General features: G+C 67.6%; 18 protein-coding genes and 1 tRNA gene. 9 read left to right on the top strand and 10 right to left on the bottom strand.

Annotated features, from left to right (window positions below; all coding sequences use genetic code 11):
* Window positions 1-93: 93 nt before the first annotated feature.
* Window positions 94-711 (top strand): nucleoside/nucleotide kinase family protein, encoded by a 618-nt coding sequence (locus ABS73_RS09470; RefSeq protein WP_277024681.1) that lies wholly within the window; start codon window positions 94-96, stop codon window positions 709-711.
* On the opposite strand, the gene ABS73_RS09465 is transcribed toward ABS73_RS09470, so the two are convergent.
* The 5 genes from ABS73_RS09465 to ABS73_RS09445 form a co-directional block, all read right to left on the bottom strand.
* Complete coding sequence (locus ABS73_RS09465; RefSeq protein ID WP_277024679.1) at window positions 708-1,496, bottom strand: ABC transporter permease; 789 nt, start codon at window positions 1,494-1,496, stop codon at window positions 708-710. The two genes, ABS73_RS09470 and ABS73_RS09465, sit on opposite strands and share 4 nt — an antisense overlap.
* The gene (locus ABS73_RS09460; protein WP_277024678.1) at window positions 1,493-2,296 is read right to left on the bottom strand and encodes an ABC transporter permease; all 804 of its coding nucleotides are present in this window, start codon (window positions 2,294-2,296) and stop codon (window positions 1,493-1,495) included. The genes ABS73_RS09465 and ABS73_RS09460 overlap by 4 nt, the downstream gene beginning before the upstream one ends.
* A gap of 70 nt (window positions 2,297-2,366) precedes the next feature.
* The gene (locus ABS73_RS09455) at window positions 2,367-3,431 is read right to left on the bottom strand and encodes an ABC transporter ATP-binding protein (RefSeq protein ID WP_277024676.1); all 1,065 of its coding nucleotides are present in this window, start codon (window positions 3,429-3,431) and stop codon (window positions 2,367-2,369) included.
* A gap of 51 nt (window positions 3,432-3,482) precedes the next feature.
* A complete protein-coding gene (locus ABS73_RS09450) occupies window positions 3,483-4,601 on the bottom strand; it encodes an extracellular solute-binding protein (RefSeq protein WP_277024674.1) in 1,119 nt (372 codons plus the stop codon).
* Between the two features lie 205 nt (window positions 4,602-4,806).
* Window positions 4,807-5,775: a PepSY-like domain-containing protein gene (locus ABS73_RS09445; RefSeq protein ID WP_277024671.1), complete on the bottom strand. Its 969-nt coding sequence runs from the start codon at window positions 5,773-5,775 to the stop codon at window positions 4,807-4,809.
* A gap of 123 nt (window positions 5,776-5,898) precedes the next feature.
* Here ABS73_RS09445 and ABS73_RS09440 point away from each other — a divergent pair, with 123 nt between their 5' ends.
* The 5 genes from ABS73_RS09440 (at window position 5,899) to preA (ending at window position 10,997) form a co-directional block, all read left to right on the top strand.
* Window positions 5,899-6,270 (top strand): PepSY domain-containing protein, encoded by a 372-nt coding sequence (locus tag ABS73_RS09440; RefSeq protein ID WP_277024669.1) that lies wholly within the window; start codon window positions 5,899-5,901, stop codon window positions 6,268-6,270.
* A gap of 4 nt (window positions 6,271-6,274) precedes the next feature.
* Window positions 6,275-6,934, top strand: a complete 660-nt coding sequence (locus tag ABS73_RS09435; protein WP_277024666.1) for a response regulator transcription factor — start codon at window positions 6,275-6,277, stop codon at window positions 6,932-6,934.
* Window positions 6,931-8,235: a sensor histidine kinase gene (locus ABS73_RS09430; RefSeq protein WP_136855050.1), complete on the top strand. Its 1,305-nt coding sequence runs from the start codon at window positions 6,931-6,933 to the stop codon at window positions 8,233-8,235. The genes ABS73_RS09435 and ABS73_RS09430 overlap by 4 nt, the downstream gene beginning before the upstream one ends.
* Window positions 8,236-8,332: 97 nt before the next feature.
* Entirely contained in the window at window positions 8,333-9,688 is a 1,356-nt protein-coding gene (locus ABS73_RS09425) for an NAD(P)-dependent oxidoreductase (protein WP_277024664.1), read from the top strand.
* A gap of 10 nt (window positions 9,689-9,698) precedes the next feature.
* A complete protein-coding gene (gene preA, locus ABS73_RS09420) occupies window positions 9,699-10,997 on the top strand; it encodes an NAD-dependent dihydropyrimidine dehydrogenase subunit PreA (protein ID WP_277024663.1) in 1,299 nt (432 codons plus the stop codon).
* A gap of 121 nt (window positions 10,998-11,118) precedes the next feature.
* On the opposite strand, the gene ABS73_RS09415 is transcribed toward preA, so the two are convergent.
* Genes ABS73_RS09415 through ABS73_RS09405 form a run of 3 tightly spaced genes read right to left on the bottom strand, consistent with a single transcriptional unit; the run spans window position 11,119 to window position 14,484 of the window.
* A complete protein-coding gene (locus ABS73_RS09415; RefSeq protein WP_277024661.1) occupies window positions 11,119-12,588 on the bottom strand; it encodes a carboxypeptidase M32 in 1,470 nt (489 codons plus the stop codon).
* Window positions 12,585-13,730: a heme A synthase gene (gene ctaA / locus ABS73_RS09410; RefSeq protein WP_277024660.1), complete on the bottom strand. Its 1,146-nt coding sequence runs from the start codon at window positions 13,728-13,730 to the stop codon at window positions 12,585-12,587. Before ctaA ends, ABS73_RS09415 begins: the two co-directional genes overlap by 4 nt.
* 25 nt (window positions 13,731-13,755) lie before the next feature.
* On the bottom strand, window positions 13,756-14,484 hold the full coding sequence (locus ABS73_RS09405) for an RNA methyltransferase (protein ID WP_277024657.1): 729 nt from the start codon (window positions 14,482-14,484) through the stop codon (window positions 13,756-13,758).
* 67 nt (window positions 14,485-14,551) lie between these two features.
* Here ABS73_RS09405 and ABS73_RS09400 point away from each other — a divergent pair, with 67 nt between their 5' ends.
* On the top strand, window positions 14,552-15,154 hold the full coding sequence (locus ABS73_RS09400; RefSeq protein ID WP_277024655.1) for a thiamine phosphate synthase: 603 nt from the start codon (window positions 14,552-14,554) through the stop codon (window positions 15,152-15,154).
* On the opposite strand, the gene purN is transcribed toward ABS73_RS09400, so the two are convergent.
* Entirely contained in the window at window positions 15,151-15,738 is a 588-nt protein-coding gene (gene purN, locus ABS73_RS09395) for a phosphoribosylglycinamide formyltransferase (protein WP_277024653.1), read from the bottom strand. The two genes, ABS73_RS09400 and purN, sit on opposite strands and share 4 nt — an antisense overlap.
* On the bottom strand, window positions 15,735-16,775 hold the full coding sequence (gene purM, locus ABS73_RS09390) for a phosphoribosylformylglycinamidine cyclo-ligase (RefSeq protein ID WP_277024650.1): 1,041 nt from the start codon (window positions 16,773-16,775) through the stop codon (window positions 15,735-15,737). Before purM ends, purN begins: the two co-directional genes overlap by 4 nt.
* Before the next feature lie 106 nt (window positions 16,776-16,881).
* On the opposite strand from purM, the gene ABS73_RS09385 reads away from it, so the two are divergent.
* Window positions 16,882-16,957 (top strand) — tRNA-Ile (locus ABS73_RS09385).
* Between the two features lie 414 nt (window positions 16,958-17,371).
* Window positions 17,372-18,547, top strand: coding sequence for a GT-B fold glycosyltransferase domain-containing protein (locus ABS73_RS09380; protein WP_277024648.1), 1,176 nt, complete (start codon window positions 17,372-17,374; stop codon window positions 18,545-18,547).
* The last annotated feature ends 320 nt before the right edge of the window (window positions 18,548-18,867 follow it).

Genomic DNA, 18,867 nt, shown 5'->3' with positions numbered 1-18,867 from the left:
CCAAACCGCGCCGCCCTTGACGGTGCCCGCCGGGCGGGGCTTAGTCGGGCGGCCCGGCACCCACCCGCCGCCCTCATACCCTGATGAGATCCGATGTCCGAACCGACCACCCTGAGCGCCCTGCGCGCGACGCTGAGCCGGCTGGCGCAGGCGCCCGCACGGTCGCTGGTCGCGCTGGCCGGACCGCCCGGCGCGGGGAAAAGCCATGTGACCGACGCCCTGCTGCGCGACCTGCCGGGGGCGGCGCTGTTGCCGATGGACGGCTATCACCTGGACGACCGGCTGCTGTCCGCACGGGGCGATCTGGCGCGCAAGGGCGCGCCCTGGACCTTTGATCTGGACGGGTTCACGGCGATGCTGGACCGGCTGGCGGCGGATGACGGGCGCGCGGTGCTGGTCCCCGTCTTCGACCGCGATCTGGAGATCAGCCGTGCCGCCGCGCGCGAGATCCCGGCCTCGGCCCGGCTGATCCTGGTCGAGGGGAACTATCTGCTGCTGGACCAGCCCGGCTGGCGCGACCTGGCCCGCCATTTCGCGCTGACCGTGATGCTGGACGTGCCCGAGCCGGTGCTGCGCGCGCGCCTGACCGCCCGTTGGCGCGACCTGCCCCCCGATCAGGCCCGCGCGAAGCTGGAGGCCAACGACCTGCCCAACATGGACCTGGTGCGCTCGGCCAGCCGGGCGCCCGACCTGATCCTGCCTAACGGCTAGGCCGCGCGGCGCCTGCGCGCGATCTCATAGGCGATGGCGCCGATGACCGTGGCCACGATGATGACCAGCGCCAGCGCGTTCACGGCCGGGGTCAGGCCGGTGCGGACCTTGGTGGCGATGAACACGGTCAGCGGCGTCTCGAACCCGCGCACGAACAGGGTCGTGTTGTAGTTCTCGATCGATTGCAGCACCGCAAGGCCCGCAGAGGCGATCAGCGCGGGCCGCAAAAACGGCAGGGTCACGCGCCGGAACACCATCACGCGGGATGCGCCCAGGCCCAGGGCGGCCTCCTCCTGCGTGCGGTCGAACCGTTGCAGGCGGGCCATCACCATCAGCATCACATAGCAGATGATGAAGGTCGATTGCGCCAGCACGATCAGGAACACGCCCCCGCCCACCCCCATCTGCCGCCACAGGATCAGGGTCGAGATCCCGATCACCACCCCCGGCGTCAGCAGCGGAGAGACCATCACCGCATAGGCGAAGCTGCGCGCCCGCGCATGCAGCGAGGTCAAGACCAGCGCCGCCGCCGTCCCCACCGGCACCACGATCAGCACCACGCAGACCGCGACCAGCACCGATGTCCACAGCGACTGCCACATGGCCGCATCGGCCCACATCGCGCGGAACCAGTCGGTCGTCGTGCCCTGCCACGGGATGACCGTGGGAAAGCGGCTTTCGTTGAAGCTGGCCGCACCCATGATGATCAGCGGCGCGAACAGATAGGCCGCGAAAACAACCAGATACAGCACAAACATCACGTTGAAGATACGATCCGCCCTCATTTCGCGACATCCGTCAGGTTGACGCGGAACAGCCGCAGGGTGATCAGCACGACCGCCAGGCACAGCACCAGCAGCACCAGCGCATAGGCCGCGCCGCGGTTCCAGTCGCCGCCCTCAAAGAACCAGTTGTAGATGATCTCGGTGAACCATCGGCTGCCGGGACTGCCCAGCAGCGCGGGCGCGACATAGCTGCCCGCCGCCAACATGAAGGTAAAGACGAACCCCGTCGCGATCCCGGCCTTGGCATGCGGGATCACCACGCGGGTATGGATGCGCCAGGGCGATGCGCCCAGGTCGCGGGCGGCCTCGATCTGGGCTTTCTCCAGCGATTCGATGGCGTTGTAGATCGGCAGCAGCATGAACAGGATATAGGCATAGACCATTGCTGCCAGCACGCCGCCATTGCCCTGCCAGCGGATCGGCGCGTCGATCAGGCCAATATTCATCAGCACCGCGTTCAGCGGTCCGCGATAGGCCAGGATGATGAACCAGGCCAGCGTGCGCAGGACCTCGTTGATGAAGAAGGGGATGATGATCAGCATCAGCGCGATGGCCAGCTGGCCCGTCGTGGCCCGCTGCGCCATCCAGAAGGCGATGGGATAGCAGACCAGAAAGGTCACCGCCGCCACCAGCCCGCTGGCCCAGATCGTCTTGAAGAAGATCGCGCGATGCGTAGGCTCGCCCGCCAGATAGAGGATGTTGGACAGCGAATAGGTGTCGTCCGGCCCGCCAAGTGCCGCGGGGGGCAGGTTGGGCCGCAGGGCATAGTCGATCATCATCAGGTTCGGGGCCAAAACCATGACCGCCAGCCAGAATAGAACCAGGATGAGGAAGATCGTCGAAAGCCCTGGCCCAAAACGGTTTTTCAGATCACCCATCGCCCAGCACCACTGCATGAGCCGATTGGAACCCGAACGCCGCGCGATGCCCCGGCACCGGCGCATCCGCCAGTCGCGTGGAAGGCACCGAGGCCGTCAGCGCCGCGCCGCTGTCGAACAGCCCGTGGACCAAGGCGAACGAGCCCTCGAAATCCACCCGCTCAATCTGCGCCTGCAGGGGGTTTTCCACGCCGCCGGGCATCAGCGCCTCGGGGCGGACATAGATCGTGCCCTGCACGCCCGGTGCCGCACCCTGCCCCGCGCGGCCCAGCAGCGGGCCAAGCTCGGTCTCGATCCGGGCGGTGCCGGCCTGAACATCGGTGATGCGGCCGGGAATGGCATTCGTCTCGCCCACGAAGCGGGCGACGAAGGGGGTGGCGGGGTTGTCGTACAGCGCGCGCGGGGTGGCCACCTGCTGCAGCAGGCCCGCCGACATCACGGCGACGCGGTCGGACATGGCCAGCGCCTCGGACTGGTCGTGGGTGATGTAGATGAAGGTCACCCCCGTCCGCTTTTGCAGCGCGCGCAGCTCGGCCCGCATATGCTGGCGCAGTTTCAGGTCCAGCGCGGACAGCGGCTCATCCAGCAGCAGGACGCCGGGCTCCACGGCCAGGGCGCGGGCGATGGCCACGCGCTGGCGCTGGCCGCCGGACAATTCGCCGGGCATCCGGTCGCCGTAACCCTCCAGCGCGATCAGGCGCAGCAGGTCATCGGCCTTGGCGCGGCGTTCCGCACGGCCCACGCCGCGCGCCTCAAGGCCAAAGGCGATGTTGTCGCGCACCGACATCAGAGGGAACAGCGCCAGCGACTGAAAGATCATCGCGGTCGGGCGCTGGTTGGGGCCCAGCCCCTTCATGTCGCGGTCGCCGATCAGCACGCGCCCCTCGGTCGGATCGATGAAGCCCGCGATCATGCGCAGGATCGTCGTCTTACCGCAGCCGGAGGGGCCCAGGATCGAAAAGAACTCTCCGGCCTCGACCTTGAAGCTGACATCGCTGACGGCGCGGGTTGTGCCGAAGGTCATGCCGATCTCGGCGAGTTCGACCGAATGGGACATCGTCTCTCCTGCGTAAAAAAGGGGGGCGGCGCGGGCCGCCCCCGGTTGGGATCAGGCCGACAGGAAGCGGTCCTGATACTCGTTGCGCTTGGTGATATACCAGCTTTCCTGGATGGGCCACCACCACAGCTTCTCCAGCGCGTCGCCCGGATAGGCGGCGGCGAAGAAGGCCTTGGCCTCGTCCGAGGTCAGCTGGTCCGAGCCCACCGCGGTCGAGTTGATCTTGGTCGCGTTGGTGTACATCGCGCCCGCCTCGGGGGTCAGGAACCAGTTGATGAAGGCATAGGCACTGTCCAGGTTCGCGGCACCCGACGGGATCGACAGCCCCTCCATCCAGGCCAGCGCGCCTTCCTTGGGCGCGATGAAGCCGATGGGCAGACCTTCCTCGGCAAGCGCCGCGGCGGTCGAATCCCAGGTCTGGCCGACGGTCGCGCCGTTGACGCGGAAGGCGCCCTGGGCTTCGTTCTCATTGGTCCAGAACTGCACGATGCCGGCCTTGCGGGCCACGGCCTCGGCCAGGATCACGTCAAAGATCTCGATCTGCGCCTCGGGCGAGGTGAACGCGTCCAAGAGCGGGCGCGGCAGACGCCCCTCGGCCTCCAGCCACAGGCCCAGACCGATCAGCGAGGAGTGCCCGCGCACGGTCGCCTGCGCGCCCTCGGCCCACAGATCGCCATAGGACGCGGTGCCGTATTCCAGGGGGTTCTGATCGCGGTCGAACGCGATAGCCTCGGTGCCCCAGTCTGTCGGCACCTGATAGCGCGCACCGTCCACGACCGCGCCCAGGTTTACCGAGTTCTCCCAGGCACTGGGCAGAACCTTGTCGACCTCGATGCGGGATTCGTCCAGCGGCTGGACCAGGCCGAACTCGACATAGTTCGGGACGCGGTCCACGGTCGGCCAGATCAGGTCGAACCCAGCCCCGTTGTTGGCGCGCAGCTGGTTCAGCAGCTCGTCATTGGTGCCATAGGGGGTGAAGTTCGGGGTGATGCCTGTGGCCTCCTGAAAGGCGCCCAGGATCTCGTCGTTCAGATAGCCGGCCCAGGCAAAGATGTTCACCGTGCCCGCGCCCTGCGCCATCGCGCGCCGCGCGAGGAAGGGAGAGGCCAGCGTCACGCCAGCCGTGGCCGCAGCCCCGCGCAGAAGGCCGCGTCGGTCGATCCGTGTCATTGGTAGATCCTCCTTGTCGATGTCATTCAGCCGTATCCCGTTATCCGGCCCGCATGTCGATAAAATGACATGCCGCCAAAGGCTTTGGCTTGCGGGCAGACTAGACCGATGCCGTGCGGAGGCAAAGTGTCTTGTTCGACAGCCCCATGCGAAAGGGCCGCCCCCCTGCGGGGACGGCCCTGTCACCTGACGTCGGACTGCGCGATCAGCGGGCGGTTTCGCGCACCAGCTGCCCCTGCAGGTCCAGCTCCAGCGTCACCGCCTCGCCATCGGGATTGGTCGCGTCCAGCATCAGGCGGGGGCCCTGCTGGCGCATCAGGCCGAACTGGGTATAGCCCGCCTCGGTCAGGCGCTGATTGGCCGCGACCGTGTCGATCTGCGCCGCGGGGGCCATGCCGCCCCGATCGCCGCGGGGGCCAACGCCACGGGGGCCTTCACGGTGCGGCCTGTCGCCACGCGGGCCTTCTGCGCGAGGGCCATCGCCCCGGGGGCCACGCTCGGCCCGGTCGCGTCCACCCCGGCGTTCTCCGTCGCGGGCAAAGCGCAGGACCGCGCCCGCCTCGTCGAACTGGGCGCGCATGTCCTGGCCATCGGCATCCTCTCCCTTGACCTCGAAGCGGCCGTATTCGGCCTTGATCTCCTCGATCATGCCGAACTGGGTCAGCACCTCGGAGCCGCGCACCGCCTGCGGCAGGATCGCGTCGATCAGCGCTTGCGGAAGGGGGGTGTCGTCGGTCTCGACCTCGATCAGGGTGTTGTCGGGCGCGAACTTGACCTCGATCTCGTCGCCGTTCTCCTGCCAGCCCTTCACCTCCAGGTGGCGGGGATGCAGCTTGATCTCCTCGACCCGCGCGAACAGCGCCAGCGCGGGATGGTCGCGGACCGCCGCAGGCAGTGCCGATTGCAGCACCGGGCCAGGCAGCGCACCGTCATCGGCCTCGATCTTGAGCAGGTTGCCGGCCATGTCGAACTCGGCCTCGATCTGGGTGCCGTCGGACAGATAGCCCTCGTATTCGCGCTTGCCGTCGCGCTTGGTCTCGGTGGTGACGCGGTCCAGCGCCAGCCCCTGCAGCAGGGTGGGCAGCTCGGTCGGCGCGGTCTGGGCCAGGCCGGGCGTGGCGCCCGCCATGAAGGCGATCAGCGCGGCGGTCGAGGCGAAATGGGTGCGGGTCATGGGTCTCTCCTTAAGTCGGCCATACGGCCTTGTGCGAATCATCTCTAATCGGGTCATGCCGAACGAATCGCCAATATGCCGTTTGGTTTCCATTTCCCCGGGCCCCGTCATACTGTCCCCATGATGCGCGCCCCGAATCCCCTGATCCTGGCCTTGGCCCTGATGGCGCCGCTGGCGGCGGTGCCGCAGCCAGCCCCGGATCAGGCGACCCGGGATCTGGAGGCCGACCCCTGGGCCACCAGCTTTCAGCCGCAGCCCTTTCACCTGATGGCCGAAGCCGTCACCGACCGCTATGCCGGGCGACTGGTCGCGGCAGAGACGCGCCCACCCCACCCCGCCGAGCGTGCCCTGGGTGTCGAATTGGTCTATGAGTTCCGCCTGCTGACGACCACCCGCTCGATCCTGAACATCCGTCTGGACGCCCGGACGGGCCGCTTCCTCGAGGTGGCCGGTCGCGGCCAGCTGGAGGCGCGCAGGCGCCTTGCCGAAAGATGACCCCATGCGTGCCCTGATCGTCGAGGACGACCCCCTGCTGGCCCAGCAGCTGTCCCAGGCCATGACCCAGGCCGGCTTCGTGACCGACCTGGCCGCCGATGGCACCCAGGGCGAATTCCTGGGCGCCACCGAAAGCTATGACGTCGCCGTGCTGGATCTGGGCCTTCCCGGCCTGCCCGGCATCGAGGTGCTGACCCGCTGGCGCGACCAGGGCATCGCCATGCCGGTCCTGATCCTGACCGCGCGCGGGGACTGGACCGACAAGGTCGCGGGCTTCCGGGCCGGGGCCGATGATTACGCCGTCAAGCCGTTCCGCCTGGACGAGGTGGTGCTGCGCGCGCAGACCCTGATCCGGCGCGCCGCAGGCCATGCGCGGCCGCAGATCGCCGCCGGACGGCTGCAGCTGGACGGCCAGCTGGGCGTCATCACCCTGGACGGGATGGCGCTGCGCCTGACCGCCTTCGAGGCGCGCATCCTGACCTATCTGATCACGCATCAGGACCGCGTCATCACCCGGACCGAGCTGTCCGAACATCTCTACGAGGCCGAGACCGACCGCGACTTCAAGTCGATCGAGGTCGTCATCGGCCGCCTGCGCAAGAAGGTCGGCCAGGGCATCATCGAGACCCGGCGCGGCGAGGGCTATGTCCTGAGGTCGGCGTGACCGCCTCGATCCGGGGACGGCTTCTGCTGCTGGCGGCGGTCTGGCTGACGGCGGCGCTGCTGGCGGCGTTCGTGCTGATCGCGCATCTGCTGGAGAATTTCGTCACCGACCGTTTCGACGCCGAGACGCTGGCCATCGCCGACAGCCTGATCGGCCAACTGGAGGTCGATGACGACGATGGCCGGATCGAGCTGGACGACACCCCGCTGGACGCGCGATTCTCGCTGCCGCTGTCGGGATGGTACTGGCAGGTGGGGGCCGATGACGTGCCGCTGGCGCGCTCTCCCTCGCTGCTGGACGGGCGGCTGTCGGGGCCGGTCGGAGAGCTGACCGGGGCCCCGGGGCGCGACACCGACGGCGCGGGCCTGCGCGTCCTGCGCCGCGAGCTGAGCATCCCCGACAGCGACGCGCTGATCGCCGTGACCGTGACCGCGCCGCAGGCCCAGATCGACGCCAGCCTGGCGCAGGTCGTGCGCCCGCTGGCCGTGGCGCTGGCCGTGCTGGGGCTGGGGCTGGCGGCGGCCAGCGTGATCCAGGTGACGCTTGGCCTGCGCAGCCTGGACCGGCTGCGCGCCGATCTGGCCCGTGTGCGGGCGGGTGACCGCGACCGGCTGGCGCGCCCCGATGTCACCGACCTGCGCCCACTTGCGGCCGAAATCAACGCGGCGCTGGACCAGAATGCCAGCCTGCTGGCCCGCTCGCGCCAGCATCTGGGCAATCTGGCCCATTCGCTGAAGACGCCGCTGTCGGCGCTGTCGAACGAACTGCCGCCCGACCATCAGGGCCAGGCGCTGATCACGCGCATGGACCGGCTGATCGGCTGGCACCTGCGCCGCGCGCGACAGGCGGGCCCGCGCCTGATGGGCAGCCGCACCCCCGTAGCGCCGGTCATCGACGACATCCTGCTGGTGCTGCGCTGGCCCCTGGCCGACCGGGGCATGACCGCCGATGTCGATTGCCCCCCCGACGCGGCCTTTTCCGGCGAACGTCAGGATCTGGAGGAGATGATCGGCAACCTGTCGGAGAACGCCGCCAAATGGGGCCGCACCCGCCTGCGCATCACTGTGCGGACTGCCCCGGCCCGGCTGGTCCTGCGGATCGAGGATGACGGCCCCGGCCTGGACGCGACCCAGGCCCCCCGCGCCCTGATCCGCGGCAGCCGCCTGGACGAGCTGGGCCCGCCCGGCGCCGGCCTGGGCCTGGCCATCGTGGCCGATCTGGCGGCGCTGCATGGCGGCGAATTGCGGCTGGAGCGGTCCGATCTGGGCGGTCTGGCGGCGGTTCTGGACCTGCCTGCCTGAAATTTCCGCAAAGCTTCGCCGCGCATATTTTACCATTTGATAAAAAAATGGACCTGTGTCAGCCTGATTTCACCAACAGGTGAGCCAGGAGACAAAAATGTCCCAAGCGAGATTAAGCCCCGGCGTCGTGCCCGGGCGACTGACCCCCGACCAGCTGGCGGCGAATTTCGTCGACGTCGCCCCGCCGCTGGACCGCCACGAGGCGCGCGTGGCCGCGGACCGCTGTTATTTCTGCCATGACGCGCCCTGCATCACGGCCTGTCCGACCGGCATCGACATCCCGCTGTTCATCCGTCAGATCGCGACGGACACACCGGATGCGGCGGCGATGACGATCTTTCACGCCAACATTCTGGGCGGCATGTGCGCCCGCGTCTGCCCGACCGAGCAGCTGTGCGAGGGCGCCTGCGTCCGCGAGGCCGCCGAAGGCAAGCCGGTCGAGATCGGCGCCCTGCAACGCTATGCGACCGACGGGCTGATGGCTCAGGCGGTGCACCCGTTCAAGCGAGCCGCGCCCACGGGCAAGCGCGTGGCCGTGGTCGGCGCGGGTCCTGCCGGTCTGGCCGCCGCGCATCGTCTGGCGGCCAAGGGCCATGACGTGGTGATCCTTGAGGCGCGTCCGAAGCCCGGCGGGCTGAACGAATACGGCATCGCCAGCTACAAGGCCGTGGACGGCTTCGCCCAGGCCGAGGTCGATTGGCTGATGGGCATCGGCGGGATCGAGCTGCGCCACGATCAGGTGATCGGCCGCGACATCACGCTGGCCGCGTTGCAGGCCGAATACGACGCGGTGTTCCTGGGCATGGGCCTGGGCGGCGTGAACGCCCTGCGCGCGACGGGCGAGGACCGCCAGCATGTGCTGGACGCAGTCAGCTTCATTCGCGATCTGCGCCAGGCCAGCGATCTGGGCACCCTGCCCGTGGGTCGCGACGTGGTGGTGATCGGCGGCGGCATGACCGCGGTGGACGCCGCCGTGCAGGCCCGCCTGCTGGGTGCGGAAAACGTCAGCATCGTCTATCGCCGCGGTCAGGATCGCATGGGCGCCAGCCGCCACGAACAGGACCACGCGACGGCCAGCGGCGTGCGGATCATCTGCAACGCCGCCCCCGTTGCGGTCCATGGCAACGGCGCGGTGACCGAGGTCGAGTTCGCCTATACCATCGACGGCCCTGACGGGCTGCACGTGACGGAGGACCGGTTCCGGTTAAAGGCCGATCAGGTGTTCCGCGCCATTGGCCAGCGTCTGGACGGCGCGCCGGACGGGCTGGAACTGGCGGGCGGCAAGATCGCCGTCACCGGGCTGGGCCGAACCTCGCTGGACGGGGTCTGGGCCGGCGGCGATTGCGCCGCGGGCGGAGACGACCTGACCGTGACCGCCGTGGCCCAGGGCCGCGATGCGGCAGAAGACATCGACGCCCGGCTGACCGGACGTCCCGTCGAAATCCCCGGCTGAGGACGAGATCATGGCAGACCTGCGCAGCAACTTCATCGGGATCAAGTCCCCGAACCCCTTCTGGCTGGCCTCGGCCCCGCCGACCGACAAGGAATACAACGTCCGCCGCGCCTTTCAGGCCGGTTGGGGCGGCGTCGTGTGGAAGACCCTCGGGTCCGAAGGTCCGCCCGTCGTCAACGTGAACGGTCCCCGCTATGGCGTGGTCTATGGCGCCGACAGGCGGGTTCTGGGCATCAACAACATCGAGCTGATCACCGACCGACCGCTTGAGGTGAACCTGCGCGAGATCAAGTCGGTCAAGCGCGACTATCCCGACCGCGCGCTGATCATTTCGCTGATGGTGCCCTGTGACGAGGACAGCTGGCGCGACATCCTGCACCGGATCGAGGACACCGAGGCCGACGGGGTCGAGCTGAACTTTGGCTGCCCGCACGGCATGGCCGAACGCGGCATGGGATCGGCCGTGGGCCAGGTGCCGGAATATATCGAGATGGTCACGCGGTGGGTGAAAAAGCACAGCCGCATGCCCTGCATCGTCAAGCTGACGCCCAATATCAGCGACGTGACCAAGCCCGCCGAGGCCGCCAAGCGTGGCGGGGCCGATGCGGTCAGCCTGATCAACACGATCAACTCGATCACCTCGGTCGATCTGGACCTGTTCGCGCCCCAGCCCACCATCGACGGCAAGGGCAGCCATGGCGGCTATTGCGGCCCGGCGGTCAAGCCCATCGCCCTGAACATGGTGGCCGAGATCGCCCGGAACCCTGCGACCGCCGGCCTGCCCATCAGCGGCATCGGCGGCGTCACCACCTGGCGGGACGCGGCCGAGTTCATGGCGTTGGGTGCGGGCAATGTGCAGGTCTGCACAGCGGCGATGACCTATGGCTTCAAGGTCGTGCAGGAGATGATCACCGGCCTGCACGATTACCTGGACAGCCACGAGATGACCCTGCCCGACCTGGTCGGTCGCGCGACGCCGAACGTCACCGACTGGCAGCACCTGAACCTGAACTATGTCACCAAGGCGGTGATCGACCAGGACGCCTGCATCAGCTGCGGCCGCTGCTATGCCGCCTGCGAGGATACCAGCCACCAGGCCATTGCCATGAAGCCGGGCCGCGTGTTCGAGGTGATCGAGGAGGAATGCGTCGCCTGCAACCTGTGTGTCGATGTTTGCCCCGTCGAGGACTGCATCACCATGCGCGAACTGGAGATCGGCGAGATCGACAAGCGCACCGGCATTCCGCGTGGCGAATACGCGAACTGGACCAGCCACCCGAACAACCCGATGGCCCGCGCCGCCGAGTGACTTGCGTCCCGCGACCGCCGGGGGGCTTTGCGCCCCCCGGACCCCCCGCAGGATATTTTCATGAAGAAGAAGGGCACGCGGGGCCTGGGCTTCTTCTTCATCTAAATATCCAATTCCCGCCTCAGAGGCCGTAGATCTGGCCGAATTTTCGCTCCAGATAGCCCAGCAGCGGGTCGGGGCTGATGGTGCGGCCCGACGCGGCCTCGATCACCTCGGTCGGGAGCATCAGGCCGCCGTGGCGCTGGACGGTCTCTCGCAGCCATTCGGTGCCGGGCGTTGCGTCGCCCCTTGCCAGGGACGTGTCCAGATCGGGGACGGCGGTGCGCAGGGCCTGGTTCAGGCACCCGGCATAGACGTTGCCCAGGGCATAGGTCGGGAAATAGCCGAAGAGGCCCACGGACCAGTGGACGTCCTGCAGAACGCCATTCGCCGGACGATCCACCCGCACGCCGAAATCCTTGAGGAAGCGGGCGTTCCAGGCCTCGACCAGGTCGCTGGTGTCGAGACGGCCCGAGATCAGGTCGCGCTCCAGGTCGAAGCGCAGCATGACATGCAGGTTGTACTGGACCTCGTCGGATTCGGTGCGGATATAGCCCGGCGTGACGCGGTTCACGGTGGCGTAGAAGGCATCGGGATCGGTGATGTTCAGACCGTCGAAGGCCTCGGACATGCGCTCGAACAGCCAGCCGGTGAAGGCGCGGCCGCGGCCCATCTGGTTCTCGTAGATGCGGCTTTGGCTTTCGTGGACGCCCATCGACACGCCGCGCCCCAGGGGGGTGAAGGCATAATCGGGGTCGATGCCCTGCTCATAGCTGGAATGGCCGACCTCGTGGATGGTCGAATAGAGGCAGTTGAAGGGGTCGGTCTCGACCACCCGCGTGGTGATGCGGCTGTCCTGCCAGCGGCCGGAGCTGAACGGATGCACTGCCAGGTCCATCCGGCCGCGCGTCCAGTCATAGCCGAAGGCCGTCGCGCAGGCGCGGGCCAGACGCAGCTGGGTCTCCTGCGGGAAATGACCTTTCAGCGCCTGCGGCTGATCCGCGCCCAGCACGTCGTCGCGCAGCGCGACCAGGCGCGGGCGCATCGCATCGAAGAGCGTCGCCAGGCGCGCGCCGGTCATGCCGGGCTCGTAGTCCTCCAACAGCGCGTCATAGAGGTCGCCGCCATCGGCCAGGCAGGCGGCCTCTTCGCGTTTCAGCATCAGGACCTGATCGAGGGTCGGCAGGAAATCCTCGGGCGCGTCCTTGGCGCGGGCCTCGGCCCAGATGCCCTGGGCCAGCGAGGTCAGGCGCGCCAGCTCGGAGGCCAGACGCGCGGGGATGCGGCTGGTGCGGGCGTAATCGCGCGCGATCAGGGCCACGGCGCGGATGTCGGCGGGGCTTTGCGGATCGGCGCGGTCCAGCCATTCGCCGATGCGCGGATCGGTGCGACGCTCGTGCAGGACCTCCTCCATGGCGCCCATCTCCTCTGCGCGCTGGTCGGTGGCGCCGCGGGGCATCACCGTCTCCTGGTCCCAGCCAAGGCGCTCACCTATCGAGGACAGGGCTTCGGTCTGGCGCTGAAAGGCCAGCAGGTCGGTCAGGGCGCTCATCGTGTCACTCCTCGGATCGAGGTTTCAATGGGATAGCGGGCGTGGTGGCGGGCCCGCAGCAGCACCGCGAACAGCACCACCGCGCCGAACTGATGCGTCAGCGCCAGATGCAGCGGCGAGGCATAGATCACGTTGGCGATGCCAAGCGCGATCTGGGCAGCCATCGCCACGATCATCAGACCGTAGGCCCGGCGCGTCACCGGATGGGGCGAGCGGCGCGCACGCAGCCAGACCACCACCGCAAAGATCGCCAGCAGATAGCCGGTCATGCGGTGGATGAACTGCACCAGCGCCGGGTTCTCGAAAAAGTTGCGCCAGCCCAGGGTGCCGTCCCAGATGGCGGCCGGAATCCATTCGCCGCCCATGGTGGGCCAGCCGGTATAGGTGCGGCCCGCATCGATCCCCGCGACCAGCGCGCCCAGCAGGATCTGCACGAAGGTCAGGTGCATCAGGCCGGTGGACATTCGGAACAGCTTGGCCTCTCCGGCGCGGCGGGACCGCAGCAGCTCGGCCTCGGTCCGTGACAGCTGCAGGACGTACCAGGTGATCAGGCCCAGGATCAGGAAGGCGATGCCCAGATGCGTGGCCAGGCGGTACGAGGCGACGCGCAGCATTCCCTCGTTCAGGCCGGAGCTGACCATCCACCAGCCGATCGCACCCTGCAGACCGCCAAGCGCGCCCAGGCCCAGCAGGCGCGGCGTCCAGCCGGTGGGGATGCGCGACGTGGCCCAGAAAAAGACGAAGCCCAAGGCCCAGACCAGGCCCACGACCCGCCCCAGCAGGCGGTGCCCCCATTCCCACCAGTAGATGAACTGGAACTCGGACAGCGACATGCCGGCGTTCAGCTCCTGATACTGGGGGATCTGGCGATAGAGGTCGAATTCGCTCTGCCAGTCGGCGGCGTTCATGGGCGGGATGGCGCCGGTCACGGGCTTCCATTCGGTGATGGACAGGCCCGAGCCGGTCAGGCGCGTGGCGCCGCCCACGACGATCATCGCCAGGACCAGCAGGAACAGCACCGCCAGCCAGGCGCGGATCGCCCGGCGCGCACCGCGGGGGCGGGCATCGATCATGCCGGGGGTCTGGGCCGGCCGGACAGCCTGCGGGTCCGAGACCTCCTGAAAGACGGGGCGCTTGGCCATCGCATTCTCCTTGGGTTGGGGCGGGTCAGCGGCGGGTCAACTGGCGCAGCACGCCATGCAGGATGCGCACGTCGCCCTTGGTCAGTGTCAGGCGCGACCACATGTTGCGCATGGTCAACCGCATCGACGCCGCCTTGGTTTCGGGAAAGAAGAACCCCGCCTGGGTCAGCTGTTCGTCGTAATGGTCGCCCAACCGCTCGATCTCGATGCGGTCGGCGGGGGATTCGGCGGGCGCCCGGCGCAGATGGGGCGCGGGTTCGGGCGGCAGGATGTCGCGGCCGAATTCATATCCTATCAGCAGCACGGCCTGGGCCAGGTTCAGCGACGGGAAATCGGGGTTCACCGGCACCGTCACGATGGCATTGGCCCGCGCGATGTCGTCATTCTCCAGCCCCGTGCGTTCGGGGCCGAAGATGATTGCGGACCGCCCCTCATGGGCGCGGGCTTGGGCCATGGCAGTGGCGGGGGTGAAGACCGGTTTCGTCAGCTCGCGCCCGCGGGCGGTGGTGGCATAGGCATAGTCGATGCCCTCCATGGCAAGGGCCAGGGTCGGATAGATGCGGGCCGTGTCCAGCACGCGACCGGCCGCCCCCGAGGCCATGGCGACGGCCTTGGGGTTGGGCCAGCCGTCGCGCGGGTCCACGATGCGCATCTCGGTCAGGCCGAAATTCAGCATCGCGCGGGCGGCGGCGCCGATGTTCTCGCCCATCTGCGGGCGCACGAGGATGATGACGGGTTGGCGTTCGAGTTGCATGGGGGCGATCTAGTCTGTCTGGCGGCGGCGGGCAAGCTGCGCTATCTGCGACACAAAGGAGACCGCCATGACCGACGCCCCGCAATTGTATCTGATGACGCCCGCCGGTGCACAGGCATCGGCCCTTGGCCCCATGCTGGCCGAGGTGATGGACCGCGTGGCCCCCGCCTGCCTGCGCATCCGCGGCGGCGCCGAGGAGGACGAGCTGGGCCGCTTGGCCGACATGGCCCGCGAAATCGCCCATGCCCGCGACGTGGCCGTGGTGATCGACGATCACGTCAAGCTGGCGTTGCGCCACGGGCTGGACGGGGTGCATCTGACCGACGGCGCCAAGGCCGTCCGCTATGCCCGCAAGGAGCTGGGCGACGACGCGATCGTCGGCGCGTTCTGCGGCACCTCACGCCACGAGGGCATGAACGCGGCCGAGGCGGGCGCCGATTACGTGGCCTTTGGCCCGGTCGCCGACAGCGCCCTCTATCGCGGAGAGCCGGTCGAGCTGGAGCTGTTCCAGTGGTGGTCCGAGATGATCGAGGTTCCGGTCGTGGCCGAAGGCGCCATCACGCGCGAACTGATCACCCAGCTGTCGCCCATCACCGATTTCATCGCCCTCGGCCCCGAGATCTGGACCCAGGACGACCCGGTGGCCACGCTGGCCCTGCTGTGGGGCTAAAGGACCAGCGGCGTCCGGTCGCCTGACGCGAACCGCCGCAGCACCGCCGGATACAGGCGGTGCTCCTGCACCAGCACCCGCGCGGCGAGCGTTGCCGCATCGTCCCCCGGCAGGACCGGCACGCGCGCCTGCCCCAGGGCCGGGCCGGCATCCAGCTCGGGCGTGACCAGATGCACGGTGCAGCCGGCCTCGGCGTCACCGGCGGCAATGGCGCGGGCATGCGTGTCCAGCCCCGGATATTTCGGCAAAAGCGACGGGTGGATGTTCAGCATCCGCCCCTGAAACCGCTGCACGAAACCGGGCGTCAGGATGCGCATGAAGCCCGCCAAGCAGATGATGTCCGGTTCCGCCGCCAAAATCGGCTCCAGCAGCGCCGCTTCGAACCCGGCGCGGTCGCGCGGAAAGGCGCGGTGATCGACGGCGGCGGTGGGCACGCCCATCTGGGCTGCGCGGGCCAGCCCGCCCGCCTGCGGATCGTTCGACGCGACCAGCACGGGCCGCGCCGGGTGATCGCCCGTCATGTCCTGCAGCAGGCGGATCATGTTCGACCCGCCCCCCGAGATCAGGATCGCAACCCGTTTCACGCAAGCGTGCCGGAATAGCGCACGCCAGCACCTGCCGTGACGGTGCCAAGGCGGTGCACGGTCTCTCCCTGCTGGGCCAGCAGGTCGGTCAGCGCATCGGCGCGGTCGGCGCTGACCACCAGGATCATGCCGATGCCGCTGTTGAAGGTCTTGAGCATCTCCGCCTGCTCGATGCAACCGGCCTCGGCCAGCCAGCCGAAGACGGGGGGCAGCGGCCAGCTGCCCAGGTCGATGTCGGCGCCCATATCCTTGGACAGGACGCGGGGCAGGTTCTCGGTCAGACCGCCGCCGGTGATGTGGGCCAGCGCATGCACCCCGCCCGCGCGGATCGCGGCCAGCGCGGGCTTGACGTAAAGCCGCGTGGGGGTCAGCAGCGCCTCGCCCAGGGTGGTGTCGGCAAAGGGGGCGGCGTCGGACCAGGCCAGTCCTGCGCGTTCCGCGACCTTGCGGACCAGCGAATAGCCGTTGGAATGCACCCCGTCGGATGCCAGCCCCAGAAGAACATCGCCCTGCCCCACGCCCGCAGGCAGCGCGGCACCGCGGTTCATCGCGCCGACGGCAAAGCCCGCCAGGTCGAAATCGCCGTCGTGATACATGCCCGGCATCTCGGCGGTCTCTCCGCCGATCAGGGCGCAACCGGCGGCCTTGCAGCCGCGCGCGATCCCCTCGACCACGCGGGCGCCCTCATCGACCGACAGCTTGCCGGTCGCGAAATAGTCCAGGAAGAACAGCGGCTCCGCCCCCTGGCAGACCAGATCGTTCACGCACATCGCGACCAGATCCTGGCCCAGGCCGTCCAGATGGCCGGTATCAATGCCGATGCGCAGCTTGGTGCCCACGCCATCGGTGGCCGCGACCAGGATCGGGTCGTCATAGCCCGCGGCCTTGAGGTCGAACAGCGCGCCGAACCCCCCAAGCGCGTCCATGACGCCGGGCCGCTGCGTGGCGGCGGCGGCAGGTTTGATCCGTTCGACCAGCGCGTTTCCGGCGTCGATATCGACGCCCGCATCGCGATAGCTGATCCCGTTCTGTGTCATGGCGGCCCCCGGCTGATGTCGGCCCCCCGATAGCCGAACCCCGGCCCCGGGGCAACGCCCAAGCTTGACCTGCGCGCGCCCGCGGATTACGCACAGGCTGCTGCGGGGGCCTGTAGCTCAATGGTCAGAGCAGGGCGCTCATAACGCCTTGGTTGGGGGTTCGAGTCCCTCCGGGCCTACCAAAGGCATTGTTCAGCGTTGATCTGACGGCCTGCATCCAAAACCTGTCCCAACCTATCAGCTCTCAATACCCCGCACCTCTGACAGTTCTGCCGGATGATCTTGCCCGCCCCGGTCGCGATCACATGGGGTGACATGTCAGACAGCCCCTGGCCTCTCCCAGACCGAACACCGCGCGGCGGCTGGTCTCAATGCGGTCCTGGGGAGGGGCTGATGAGCGCATGATGGCCGCAGGCTCAGTCGACGCGCGCGCAGTGAACGGGCACAGTGTTTCGGCCTTGTCGTGAACAATTGGGCAAGGGTGAGGCAGGGTCCAGCCGGGCCATGAAAATTCTGGACATCCGCTTTCGCGCTATGGGACAAGATGCCCGCGCAGGTTTGAAGAACCATTTTCGTTCCGTTTATTTGAGGTAAAGATGACAGAGATCACGACACACCCCAGGTCCGACCTTATCGACAATGGCGAGGTTTCTCTGATCTATATGATTGATCCCCCAAATCTCCTGACGCCGTCTATTCCCCTGCTTTTGTCGATCAGGCGTCACCATCCCAATGCAAAAGTGATTCCCTACTGCCCCAAGGGCAAGATCGACGAAGTGCCAGAGCGGATCCGGCAGTTTCATATCGATCACGACGCACCGATCCAGGAGCTGACCCGGGAACTGGAATTTGCCCGACGCAACAATTCCAAACCCTACTATCACGGGCACAAGATCCTCGCGGCCGCAGAAAAGCGTGAAACGCGCTTTTGCATCTGGCTGGACACCGACACCTATCTTGCCCAACCCCTCGACGACGCCCGGCTGTTCCAGGAGAACAAGGTCGCGGCAGCGCCCGAATCCATCGCCGGTTATTCAGGCCGGTTCATCGAGGTCTGGGACAAGACCTACGCCGTCTTCGGGCTTGAAACCCCCAAAGAGCGGATGAAGATGGTTCGAACGACGAACATGCAGCCGCCGTATTTCAACGCGGGGTTCATCGCCTTTCCTGAGATCACCGCGCGCGGTGAGCGGTTTGGAGAGCTATGGTTGGATACCGCGATGATCATCGACTATGATGAGACGCTGGATCATGCGCGAAAGCGGCCCTGGCTTGACCAGGCGTCCCTGCCCGTCGCGATCTTTCGGGGCGGCTGCGAATTTGTGCAGATGGAAAGCGAATTCAACTATCCGATCGACGTGCCGGACTGGTTTCCGCATGACGGGGTCAAGCTCTATCACTACCATGGGATCGAGCGCCTGGAGGCCACCAACCACCTTGCCGAAATGGAAGAGATCGTGGTCAGCAGTGGCTATTTCCGGTCGCTGGAACACCATCTTTATCCGATGCTGCAACGACGCCGGGAACAGGCGGTCTTCTGGAAGCGGATCGCCGTGATCGCGGACGAACGCCGCGATTTCGCCGGGAAGATCAAGCAGGCAGAGGACCGCGCCGAACACCGCCCGTTCAAGCAGGAGATCCAGAAGCGGAAAGTCGAGGACAAGGAATTGCGCGAAAAAATCAGCGCCATTCTTGAGCACCAGTTCTATGACGAGAGCTGGCTGGTGAAATGCGACGAAAACCGTGAGGCCGCAGGTCAGGCAGCGGAGTAATCCCCGAAGCGCTTAGGCGAGCCGCCTTCATCGACATGGGGCAGCATTACGTGGACCGGGGATGTCAGCGGCGTGCCGGCAGCCTACTCCAGCGCGTGGCGCGCTTGATCGGGGCGCGGGTGCCGGCGCAAGCGCCACCCCGATGACCCGCGGGTTGTCGGCAGCGATGGCAATCGCAGCCGCCAGCCTTCGTTTGGTCGCCTCGCCGGTGTTCATGCCCTATTAGAGCGCGTTGCGTCTAATCGGTTTCATATCCGGCAGCTTTGAAGAAATTGTAGCATTCCTCATCGGTAAAGAGGTCACAGACCTGCCCGACGGCT

Origin of the sequence: Paracoccus sp. SCN 68-21 (assembly GCF_001724535.1) — a bacterium.
Taxonomy (GTDB): domain Bacteria; phylum Pseudomonadota; class Alphaproteobacteria; order Rhodobacterales; family Rhodobacteraceae; genus Paracoccus; species Paracoccus hibiscisoli.
This window is presented reverse-complemented; position numbering and strand designations above follow the sequence as displayed.

Excerpts from the sequence above, each read along its gene's own strand:
- ABS73_RS09470 (WP_277024681.1), top strand. The coding sequence starts at position 94 with ATGTCCGAACCGACCACCCTGAGCGCCCTGCGCGCGACGCTGAGCCGG.
- ABS73_RS09465 (WP_277024679.1), bottom strand. The coding sequence starts at position 1,496 with ATGAGGGCGGATCGTATCTTCAACGTGATGTTTGTGCTGTATCTGGTT.
- ABS73_RS09460 (WP_277024678.1), bottom strand. The coding sequence starts at position 2,296 with ATGGTTTTGGCCCCGAACCTGATGATGATCGACTATGCCCTGCGGCCC.
- ABS73_RS09455 (WP_277024676.1), bottom strand. The coding sequence starts at position 3,431 with ATGTCCCATTCGGTCGAACTCGCCGAGATCGGCATGACCTTCGGCACA.
- ABS73_RS09450 (WP_277024674.1), bottom strand. The coding sequence starts at position 4,601 with ATGACACGGATCGACCGACGCGGCCTTCTGCGCGGGGCTGCGGCCACG.
- ABS73_RS09445 (WP_277024671.1), bottom strand. The coding sequence starts at position 5,775 with ATGACCCGCACCCATTTCGCCTCGACCGCCGCGCTGATCGCCTTCATG.
- ABS73_RS09440 (WP_277024669.1), top strand. The coding sequence starts at position 5,899 with ATGCGCGCCCCGAATCCCCTGATCCTGGCCTTGGCCCTGATGGCGCCG.
- ABS73_RS09435 (WP_277024666.1), top strand. The coding sequence starts at position 6,275 with ATGCGTGCCCTGATCGTCGAGGACGACCCCCTGCTGGCCCAGCAGCTG.
- ABS73_RS09425 (WP_277024664.1), top strand. The coding sequence starts at position 8,333 with ATGTCCCAAGCGAGATTAAGCCCCGGCGTCGTGCCCGGGCGACTGACC.
- preA (WP_277024663.1), top strand. The coding sequence starts at position 9,699 with ATGGCAGACCTGCGCAGCAACTTCATCGGGATCAAGTCCCCGAACCCC.
- ABS73_RS09415 (WP_277024661.1), bottom strand. The coding sequence starts at position 12,588 with ATGAGCGCCCTGACCGACCTGCTGGCCTTTCAGCGCCAGACCGAAGCC.
- ctaA (WP_277024660.1), bottom strand. The coding sequence starts at position 13,730 with ATGGCCAAGCGCCCCGTCTTTCAGGAGGTCTCGGACCCGCAGGCTGTC.
- ABS73_RS09405 (WP_277024657.1), bottom strand. The coding sequence starts at position 14,484 with ATGCAACTCGAACGCCAACCCGTCATCATCCTCGTGCGCCCGCAGATG.
- ABS73_RS09400 (WP_277024655.1), top strand. The coding sequence starts at position 14,552 with ATGACCGACGCCCCGCAATTGTATCTGATGACGCCCGCCGGTGCACAG.
- purM (WP_277024650.1), bottom strand. The coding sequence starts at position 16,775 with ATGACACAGAACGGGATCAGCTATCGCGATGCGGGCGTCGATATCGAC.
- ABS73_RS09380 (WP_277024648.1), top strand. The coding sequence starts at position 17,372 with ATGACAGAGATCACGACACACCCCAGGTCCGACCTTATCGACAATGGC.